This window comes from Zooshikella sp. RANM57 (genome assembly GCF_050749885.1).
In the GTDB taxonomy this organism is placed as follows: Bacteria; Pseudomonadota; Gammaproteobacteria; order Pseudomonadales; family Zooshikellaceae; genus Zooshikella.
This window is the reverse complement of record NZ_JBOIUB010000009.1, coordinates 276,379-286,440: the sequence shown is the minus strand read 5'-3', so window position 1 is coordinate 286,440 and position 10,062 is coordinate 276,379. Positions and strand designations below refer to the sequence as shown.

Here is a 10,062-nt window from a genome sequence, read left to right as displayed (position 1 = left end):
CACGAATTACTTGATCATTTGTTAAAGAACTTTGGTTAAGCGCTGGTCTCAACCAAGGCCGGCTATTCTACTGCCTCGCCTTGTTTTGTCAAGCCGTGTTTTAAACTTTATTTTCAAGCTCAAACACCACCCAACTCGCCTCTCAGCGGCCGCGCATTCTAGCGCGCTGGGTAACTTTGTCAACCCCTCCATTTCCGTCATCTTGTTAAACGACGTTTGACGCGTATCAACCGCTAACCACCTTTAAATGAAGGCGTTAACTTGCTGCGTCAGAGGCTTAAAAACCGTTACCGCTGAAGTGAGGGCGCATTATAAAGACCTCCCTCACAGATGCAACCTTTTTTTGAGACTTTTTATTTAGCTTTTGAGGAGGGTGAAAAAAAGAGTTGGTACAACCAATTATTACCCCAGTAAAACCAGCGAACAAAAAGCAATCCCGCCAGAATGAATGAGTACATAACGGGCTCTCCAACATCTGTTCTGGAAAGCCAAAAGAAGTGAACCATAACCAAGACAGCAATAACGTAAATAATGTTATGTAGTTTTTTCCAGGATTTACCCAAGCGTCGAACCATTACTTTGGGAGAGGTCACCCCCAAAGCAATTAATCCCACCAGAGCTATAAAGCCAACAACGATATAAGGACGTTTGACTAAATCCTGCAACAGATCATTCCATTGCCACGCCAGCATAAAAGCTAGATAAGCCAACACATGCAAAACTGCATAAAACAAACTGAACAGCCCCAACATACGGCGATAGCGAATAACAAAAGACTTCTTGAGTATTAGCTTAATAGGCGACAGCGCCAACGTTATCCATAAAAAATTTAATGCCCAAGTCGCTAAAAATAGGACAACCTCTTTAGCTGGATCAGGACCTAACTGCTGCCCAATAATCAACCAAACCAAATACCCTGCTGGAAAAAGCGCCAAACTAAATACGGCTATTTTATCAAGCTTAATGGCTAACCCCACACAACACTCCCAAACCTGTACCCGTTCAATTTAAAAGTATTTTCTCAAATCCATTCCTTTATAGAGAGACGCGACCTCATCGACATACCCATTAAAAGGCATGGTATCAATATAATTTGGCGAAAATAGAGAGGAAGGTAGACGTCGTTCTCGCTTTTGGCTCCAGCGCGGGTGATCTACTGCTGGATTAACATTTGCGTAAAAACCATATTCATTGGGTGCTAAACTCTGCCACGTGGTTTTTGGCTGCATATCTGTAAACGTAATTTTGACAATAGATTTAATACTTTTAAAACCATACTTCCAGGGCAGCATTAAACGAAGAGGGGCACCATTTTGTGGTGGCAGCGTTTTCCCATAAAGCCCAACCACCATCATCGCCAGAGGATGCATTGCTTCATCAATACGCAACCCCTCAACATATGGCCAATCAATTAAGCTAAATTGGCTTCTTTGACCAAGCATCCGCTCTGGATCATGCAGTGTTTCAAACAGTACATATTTTGCTTTTGAAGTAGGCTGGAATCTACGTAACAAATCACCCAACGAAAACCCCAACCAAGGCACCACCATTGACCAGGCTTCTACACAGCGAAATCGATAAATACGCTCTTCAATGGCATGGGCTTTTAAAATATCTTCTAACGTAAACTTACCCGTTTTTTCGGCTTCTCCTTCAACGGTCACAGACCAAGGATCTGTAACAAAGTCCTTTGCAAGTCGAGCAGGATCTTTTTTACCGGTGCCAAACTCATAAAAGTTATTGTACGAAGTGACATCCTGATAAGGTGTTAATGGGTCATTAACTTGGAATCGAGAGGGCTTAGCTTTTGATACGTGCCGCTGTAACCAGCCTGGTGCTGGATATTGCGTTCCTGCCAAGTGAATTTTGTCCGATATGGCTGCTTGTGCCGGTTCAACTGCTTGTGAAGGCTCATCAGCCTCGCCACACCCCGCCAATACGGCAGAAGCACCTAAAATGAAATGTCCACTACGCTGCATGAACTGTCGGCGGTTCATGTAAGCTTGCTCAGAGGTTATTTCATAACTACGTATCGTGGATGGCTTTTTGATAATCATAAGCTTTAACCTAAAAAAAGGAGCAACACTCTGCTCCTTTTTAAGAACGGGTTAAGGCTAATTATATTTCATGAAGTTGTTTTCGACCTTTTCCATAGCCGCCAAAGTGCTAGTGCAGGACCTGAAGTTGCGTAAAGCATAAATACTGAAAGCAGTGTTCTCGGAGGGTCAATTGATACGACTGCAAATATCAGCACTAAAGCAAAAATCATCACAAAAGGCACACGCCCTTTGATGTCCAGATCTTTAAAACTATGATATCGCACATTGCTCACCATCAAGATACCCACACCTGCGGTTATCAATGCTGCCAATATGCTGATTCCTGGTTCTGCTGGATAAAACCCAAAATCAGTACATACCCAGGTCATTCCTGTCACGACAGCCGCAGCCGAAGGACATGGAAGACCTGTAAAATAACGCTTATCTGCACTACTGATCTGTGTATTAAATCTTGCTAGCCTAAGCGCAGTACAGGCTACATAAATAAATGCGACCATCCATCCCGCTTTTCCAAGGCTATGCAACGTCCAGCTATAACACAAAATTGCTGGCGCAAAGCCAAAGGCAATCATGTCAGATAAACTATCGTATTCAGCGCCAAATGCACTTTGAGTGTTCGTCAGCCGTGCAACACGTCCATCCAAACCATCAAGAATCATTGCTACAAAAATAGCGATTGCTGCATGCTCAAACTTAAACTGCATGGCAGCAACAGCACTATAGAATCCACTAAATAAGGCTGCAGTTGTAAATAAGTTGGGTAATAAATAGACCCCTCGACGCCGAACCTTGCGGCCATTCTCCGCGACCTCTTCTACATGCTCATCAATAGGTAAAATAGACTCACCAATCTGCTCTACTTGTTCATCATTATTAGTAACAGAGTGCTTTTCCTCGTTCATAGGTCAATATCTTCTGCCAGAAAATGAATCAGGGATTATAGCAAACCCCAGTCAAATGTATCGTTACTCATCACAACAAGTGCCGTTTTAACTAATTAGCTTACTCTGCAGATAAGCATGCCACATCCCAAAATGCTTTAACCAAGGGGTCCTGCAGCCGTTTAGTCTGTACGCAGACACCAATAGCAAATGGCTCTAAAGGCGGATCAATCGTCAGGGTACGAATCTTAGCTGAAGCTGGGCTATTCACCACAACCAATTCAGGCACCACCCCCACGCCTAACCCTAAGTTCACCATACTTACAATGGCTTCATGCCCACCCACTTGCGCATATATATTGGGCTTTATCCCTTTTGTACGAAACCAGTTCTGTAGCCTTTTACGAGATAACCCTTGTTCAGCAAAAATCATAGGTACCTTTCTCCAGTTTATCTCGGACTGCTGTAGCGTTAAATCTCTCACCAGCCCTGGTTGCTGAGGAGCAATGAACTGTAAGGGTGTATGAGCAATGGTTTTAAAGTTTAAATTACTAGGAAGATGATCTGGCTTGGCGGCAATAGCTAAGTCTTCCTCACCTTCTTGTACTTTTTGAAGTGCTAACGCCGCATCACCCGTTCTAAGTTTAATCTCAATACTGGGATAACGTTGACGAAAGCGCATCAATAACTCTGATAAAAAACTATAACTCGCAGTTACCGAACAAAATAAATTAACTTCACCCTGTAAAAGCATTGGTTGCTGATGCACTCGACTTTGCATTTCCTGCCATAGCTGAAGAGCTTGTTGCGCATACGCTTGAAACTCCCTACCAGCAACAGTAAGCACAACAGATCGATTATCACGCTCAAATAGTACTTCGCCAACTTCATCTTCCAGTCGCTTAATAGCACGGCTTAATGTTGAAGGACTGACATGGCAAGCTTGGCTGGTTCGCGCAAAATGGAGCGTATCAGCCAAGTGTAAAAATAACCTTAAGGCATGGTGATCCATAGCACAGGCATCTCACAATATTGCAAAATATGACATGTAGTATTTCAAATATATCATTTTACGCAATATTTATTTTACGCTAGGCTACATAAAGCTTTTAGCCCAAGGCTGTAACCATATCAATCCTAATAACTTAGTCGTTCAGTTTTGACGCAACAAAACCGAATTAATAACTAAGGAGTGTCTACCACACGTTACTGCACAGCAAAACTATAATTAGTGCAATTTAACTGTGGTGCTTTATGTCTTTGTTGAGGTAAGGCCAGTCACTTGCCTCAACAAGACTGCTTTTTACAATAATTATCGCCACTACTTTTTATTGCCAGGAGCCCACTCATGAATTACTTCAATAGCCTGCCTCTGCGCATTCAATTAGAAGAGCTAGGTAAGTGCCGTTTTATGGATCGTAGTGAGTTTGCGGACGAAACCCAAAAACTCCAAGTTAAAAAAATTGTTATTGTTGGCTGTGGCTCCCAAGGCCTAAACCAAGGACTGAATTTACGTGATAGTGGTTTAGATGTTTCTTTTGCGCTGAGAGAGTCAGCCATCACAGAGAAACGCCAATCCTGGAAAAATGCTACAGATAATGGTTTCACTGTAGGCTCTTATGAGACATTGATTCCTCAAGCAGACCTTGTTTGTAACCTAACACCAGACAAGCAACACTCAAGCGTTGTCGAACAAGTTATGCCTTTAATGAAGAAAGGTGCCACCCTTTCATACTCTCATGGCTTCAATATCGTTGAAGAAGGCATGCAAATCCGTAAAGACCTTACTGTTATCATGGTTGCGCCTAAGTGTCCTGGTACAGAGGTTCGTGAAGAGTACAAACGGGGCTTTGGTGTTCCAACGCTGATCGCTGTCCACCGGGAAAATGATCCTCAGGGTGAAGGTCTTGAGCTAGCCAAAGCTTATGCAGCCGGCTTAGGCAGTCATCGTGCTGGCGTACTGGAATCCTCATTTATTGCGGAAGTAAAATCAGATTTACTGGGTGAACAAACTATTCTTTGCGGTATGTTACAAACAGGTTCAATACTGTGCTTTGAAAAAATGATCGCCGAAGGTGTTGAGCCAGGCTATGCATCCAAACTTATTCAATATGGTTGGGAAGTAACTACTGAAGCCCTGAAAATTGGTGGTATCACCAACATGATGGATCGCTTGAGCAACCCAGATAAAATTCGTGCATTTGAGCTTTCTGAAGAACTTAAAAACATCATGCGTCCACTGTTCCAGAAACATATTGATGACATCATTAGCGGACACTTCTCTTCCACCATGATGGCCGACTGGGCGAACGATGACGCAGACCTGCTTCGTTGGAGAGCTGAAACGGCTGAAACCGCTTTTGAAAAGTCTACTTCAACAGACGCAGACATCCCTGAGCAAGAGTACTTTGACCATGGATTATTGATGGTGGCAATGGTTAAAGCAGGTGTTGAGCTGGCTTTTGAAGTGATGACCCAGTCTGGCATCATTGCCGAGTCTGCTTACTACGAATCCCTACACGAAACGCCACTTATTGCTAATACAATTGCACGTCGCAAGCTGTATGAAATGAATGTTGTCATTTCCGATACGGCTGAATATGGTTGCTATTTATTTGCGAACGCTTGCGTACCTTTACTGCAAGACTTTATGAAAAAAGTTGATGCTACGGTTATTGGCAAAGGTACCACTCAAACAAGTTTCTCGGTAGATAATGCCAAACTTGTTGAAGTGAACGATAGCATTCGTAACCACCCAGTTGAAATAATCGGCCGTGAGTTGCGCAGCCACATGAAAGATATGAAAAAAATTATTTAAATATTTCACTGATGTAATTAGCTGATCAGTAGGCGTTACTTTAACGCCTATTAAAAATCCCTATAAAGTCTGACTGACCCTGAGCGCTTTTAAGCGCTCTTTTTTTGTCTATCACTCATAAAAAAGGCAGTGATTAACACTGCCTTTTAATTTCTTTATTTCGTCTAGTGGTAATAAAAAACCACTATAAACTCAGTACCTTTTCGCCTCGTGCAATACCAGAAACTCCTGTTCTTACCACTTCAAGTACAGTAGATGAGCCAACAGCTTGAATAAAGGCATCCAGCTTAGCACTATCACCAGCCAGTTGAACAACATACGTATTGGCAGTCACATCAACGATTTGTCCACGGAAAATATCTGTCGTCCGCTTAACCTCAGCCCGTTGTCCACCAGTAGCTTTCACCTTAACGAACATTAATTCTCGCTCAATATGGGCACCTTCTGTCAGATCAACCACTTTTACAACATCAATTAATTTATTGAGCTGTTTGGTGATTTGCTCAATTTTATGATCTGCTCCAATGGTCGTGAGTGTTAAGCGAGATAACGTTGCATCTTCTGTTGGCGCAACATTAAGACTTTCAATATTGTAATTACGCTGAGCAAACAACCCTACGACCCGAGACAATGCTCCTGGTTCGTTTTCCATTAAAACTGAAATAATATGCCGCATTAGGTTCGCTCCGTCTTACTTAACCACATATCTCGCATAGAGCCATCTTTAATTTGCATAGGGTATACATGCTCATTAGGATCAACCCGAATATCTAAAAAGACTAAACGATCTTTTATAGAGAGGGCTTTTTCCATGGCAGACTCAAGCTCTTCAGGTTTTTCGACCCGGATACCAACATGACCATAAGCCTCTGCTAACTTCACAAAGTCAGGCAAAGAGTCCATATAAGAGTGAGAATAACGACTGTTGTACTGCATATCCTGCCATTGGCGAACCATACCCAGCGCTTGGTTATTCAAGTTAATAATCTTGATGGGTAGGTCATACTGCATACAGGTAGACAACTCCTGAATATTCATTTGAATACTCCCCTCACCTGTTACACACACGACCATTTCATCCGGAAAGCTCAATTTCACGCCCATTGCGGCAGGCAAACCAAACCCCATCGTGCCTAACCCACCAGAGTTAATCCAACGATTGGGCTTATCGAATTTATAGTGTTGCGCAGTAAACATCTGATGTTGGCCAACGTCTGATGTGACATAGGCCTGGCCTTGAGTCACTTCACACAGTGTTTCAATAACCATTTGTGGCTTAATAACTGAGCCATCACCTTTATCATAAGGAAATATGCCACGGGACGAACGCCACTCTTCGATTTGTTTCCACCAGGCATTCATTGCCTCTTCATTTAAGGTATTTTTACTCTCTTTCAGCAGTGAGAGCATCTCACTTAAGACAGGCTGTACAGGTCCAACAATGGGTATATCTGCACGAACATTTTTAGAGATACTTGCTGGATCAACATCAATGTGAATTATTTTTGCTGTTGGGCAAAATTTAGAAATTCCATTAGTCACCCTATCATCAAAACGAACACCAACCGCTAAAATCAGATCACTATGGTGCATCGCCAGGTTTGCAGGATAGCTACCATGCATCCCTAACATGCCTAAAAACTGATTGTCTGTACCAGGAAAACCACCTAACCCCATCAATGTATTAGTCACAGGTAAGCGCAATTGCTTGGCTAATTGCGTCATTTCACTTGAAGCTTTGCCAAGGATTACACCACCGCCGCTATATATAATTGGGCGCTTAGCTTCGAGCAGCATATTTAATGCTTTACGAATTTGCCCAGAGTGACCTTTAAGTGGTGGCGTATAAGAACGGAGCTTTACTTTTTTTGGATAAATATACTCGTACTTATCACTTGGATTAGTAATATCTTTTGGAATATCCACCACAACAGGTCCTGGCCGCCCGGACTGAGCAATATGGAATGCTTTTTTTATTGTGGCCGGGATATCTTGCGCCTGCTTCACCAAAAAACTATGTTTAACGATTGGACGAGAAATACCCACCATGTCCGTTTCCTGGAACATATCTGTACCAATAAAATCTGAAGGTACCTGCCCAGAAATAACCACCATCGGGATTGAGTCCATGTAAGCTGTAGCAATACCCGTGATTGTATTGGTAGCGCCTGGCCCAGATGTTACTAACGCTACACCCGCCTTACCTGAAGCACGCGCATAACCATCGGCCATATGTGTTGCAGCCTGCTCATGACGAACTAAAATATGAGTGACTTTATTTTGCTGGAATAAAGCATCATACACATGGAGTAAAGCTCCTCCAGGATAGCCATAAATATACTCCACTCCCTCATCCGCTAATGCGCGGATAACCATTTCTGCGCCAGATAATAGCTCCACGAAATACCCCTTTCCAAACGTGATATTTTCCAACAAATACTACACTTGCATTCTATACTGCCAGATATAGTTGGGCGAGGCTGGGCTTGGTTAGGATAAACAGGTATCGCTTGCTCAGGAACTCACGCAACCTCGCTATAACTCATTAATGCCAATTATCTAACGGATTGCCAGACACTATCATTTAAGTGAAGTGACATATAATTAGCAGAGCTATTCAGTTAAAACAGATATATGGGTATATATCTGTTTTCCCGACCCGAGGTAACGTGGTCTAGGGAATCAGCCAGATATCGGGTTACGACTCTGGGCCTGACAGAACATTGATAAAATAGCTATCAACACATATATGTTATTGTCCAGCAATAATATGTCAATAGCGAATAAAAGCTATGTGTGTTTCATTACTATGGTAAGCAAGCTCATAAAACACGAATGCTTTTGGATGGTTAGCCGTGGTTTAACATGAATCCAATAAGATCTTGCTTCACTATTTAGCAATATTTTTCTATACACTATACTTTAATCTGTTTGTACAGCTATGTACTTCAGTGATGACAATAGGCCCCCGTATGAGACCACTTTTGTTAGCCAGCATTTCTTGCCTTGTTTTTTGCTTGCAAATCCAGTCCTCCCATGCCGATACCTTTTATAAGTGGGTAGATGATCAGGGTGTTACTCACTATGGCACCCGTCCCCCAGAAGGATCTAATGCTGAATCCGTTAATACCCATGCTCAAAAACCCGGTAATCAAGAAAAGGCAACCAAGCAGCTAGAAGAAACAAAGGCAGAACAAGCTTACCAAACAAAAGAAGAAAAAGAGGAAGAACGTTTCCAAAAAGATTTAACAGCAGCTAAACAAGAGCGTAAAAAACAGTGTGAAGAGGCAAGGCAAAATAAAGTCCAGCTAACATTAAAAAGCAGAGTCAAAATGAAAATGGAAGATGGCTCAGTCAAAATGTTGAGTGAAGAAGAGCGTCAAGAGCAAATTAAACAGGCTGATGAAGCTATTAAGGAGTTTTGCTTGTAATTATCTTTGACACTCAATTTGAAATGCTTATGTTAAACGCTAGAACAGATGTTAATAAGCAAAGCTACCATCTCTTAGTACCCTGAAGGACATTTCAGGGTTACAACAAGTTTACCTCGATAATAAACAGCTGAGTCAGTTTTAAGCGCAACACTAAAGGGTTTCGATTTTCCTGGTAGTGGAGCAACCAGTCGCGATGCTTCCCAACTCATAGCTTTTTGTCGCTTTTTATTTTGGCTACTCACAACTTCTTGCAGCTGATAATCCAATAAAAAAGAATCACATCCACACCGCTTGAGTGGCTCCATTGAATACAACACCCCTTCTAAGAAACTACCTTCTCTACGGTGTACAACTTGCCTTGGCGCCATTACGACACAGTGATCAACATAATTTCGAATCGTCAATTTGGAAAGCCATTGCTGATTTTTTCCCATTGCCGAAATAGGCTTGCTTGATGTTGGGAATAAACACCCCGTCAATGTAGAACAGATAAAACCCAGCCATAGCAAGCTCCTTTGCGTAATAATCATAGTGCTATCACTGGATAATGAGTTGATCGACTTTTTTGATTAAGACTAACAGTTGAGTGGAATCGACCGTCATCGATTTAAAGTATTCTTCCGCTAAGGCATGAATATCACTGGACTTGGGTAAAGCCGCATTGCGATCTAAGAGTGATTCTATTTTGGGAATGAAAACCCACTGTAGCCACTGGGTAAATTCAAGTGTATCAATACAAAAAGGCTGGTCACTCGCAAGCGCTTCTGCAGAAGGAGACACCACTTCCCAGAGCTGTAGCGCTTCCATTTCATCTTGAATAGCTTGGAGCAGGTGTCGTAAATTTGTGGTTTTCATAATTTGCTCTGGCA

10 protein-coding genes are annotated in these 10,062 nt (G+C 42.3%); 2 read left to right on the top strand and 8 right to left on the bottom strand.

All coding sequences use genetic code 11. The annotated features are described in order from the left end of the window. Positions 1 to 353: 353 nt before the first annotated feature. The 4 genes from ACQ96U_RS19140 to ilvY form a co-directional block, all read right to left on the bottom strand. On the bottom strand, positions 354 to 977 hold the full coding sequence (locus ACQ96U_RS19140; protein ID WP_431722868.1) for a sulfite oxidase heme-binding subunit YedZ: 624 nt from the start codon (positions 975 to 977) through the stop codon (positions 354 to 356). Between the two features lie 30 nt (positions 978 to 1,007). Continuing rightward, positions 1,008 to 2,057 carry a protein-methionine-sulfoxide reductase catalytic subunit MsrP gene (gene msrP, locus ACQ96U_RS19135; protein ID WP_431722867.1) on the bottom strand — a complete coding sequence of 350 codons (1,050 nt, stop codon included), beginning with the start codon at positions 2,055 to 2,057 and terminating at the stop codon, positions 1,008 to 1,010. 68 nt (positions 2,058 to 2,125) lie between these two features. Further along, positions 2,126 to 2,962, bottom strand: coding sequence for a CDP-diacylglycerol--serine O-phosphatidyltransferase (pssA, locus tag ACQ96U_RS19130; protein ID WP_431722866.1), 837 nt, complete (start codon positions 2,960 to 2,962; stop codon positions 2,126 to 2,128). A gap of 100 nt (positions 2,963 to 3,062) precedes the next feature. Beyond that, positions 3,063 to 3,953, bottom strand: coding sequence for an HTH-type transcriptional activator IlvY (ilvY, locus tag ACQ96U_RS19125; RefSeq protein WP_431722865.1), 891 nt, complete (start codon positions 3,951 to 3,953; stop codon positions 3,063 to 3,065). 336 nt (positions 3,954 to 4,289) lie between these two features. On the opposite strand from ilvY, the gene ilvC reads away from it, so the two are divergent. Further along, positions 4,290 to 5,759, top strand: coding sequence for a ketol-acid reductoisomerase (gene ilvC / locus ACQ96U_RS19120; protein ID WP_431722864.1), 1,470 nt, complete (start codon positions 4,290 to 4,292; stop codon positions 5,757 to 5,759). Positions 5,760 to 5,943: 184 nt separating this feature from the next. Here ilvC and ilvN read toward each other — a convergent pair whose 3' ends face one another. After that, the gene (ilvN, locus tag ACQ96U_RS19115) at positions 5,944 to 6,435 is read right to left on the bottom strand and encodes an acetolactate synthase small subunit (RefSeq protein ID WP_027708575.1); all 492 of its coding nucleotides are present in this window, start codon (positions 6,433 to 6,435) and stop codon (positions 5,944 to 5,946) included. Next, complete coding sequence (locus ACQ96U_RS19110) at positions 6,435 to 8,159, bottom strand: acetolactate synthase 3 large subunit (RefSeq protein ID WP_431722863.1); 1,725 nt, start codon at positions 8,157 to 8,159, stop codon at positions 6,435 to 6,437. The genes ilvN and ACQ96U_RS19110 overlap by 1 nt, the downstream gene beginning before the upstream one ends. 572 nt (positions 8,160 to 8,731) lie before the next feature. Between ACQ96U_RS19110 and ACQ96U_RS19105 the strand changes: the two genes are divergently transcribed. Next, the gene (locus ACQ96U_RS19105; RefSeq protein ID WP_431722862.1) at positions 8,732 to 9,190 is read left to right on the top strand and encodes a DUF4124 domain-containing protein; all 459 of its coding nucleotides are present in this window, start codon (positions 8,732 to 8,734) and stop codon (positions 9,188 to 9,190) included. A 74-nt stretch (positions 9,191 to 9,264) separates the two neighbouring features. Here ACQ96U_RS19105 and ACQ96U_RS19100 read toward each other — a convergent pair whose 3' ends face one another. After that, positions 9,265 to 9,723 (bottom strand): DUF2195 family protein, encoded by a 459-nt coding sequence (locus ACQ96U_RS19100; RefSeq protein WP_431722861.1) that lies wholly within the window; start codon positions 9,721 to 9,723, stop codon positions 9,265 to 9,267. A gap of 7 nt (positions 9,724 to 9,730) precedes the next feature. Further along, the gene (locus ACQ96U_RS19095) at positions 9,731 to 10,048 is read right to left on the bottom strand and encodes a YqcC family protein (RefSeq protein WP_431722860.1); all 318 of its coding nucleotides are present in this window, start codon (positions 10,046 to 10,048) and stop codon (positions 9,731 to 9,733) included. Positions 10,049 to 10,062 lie beyond the last annotated feature (14 nt).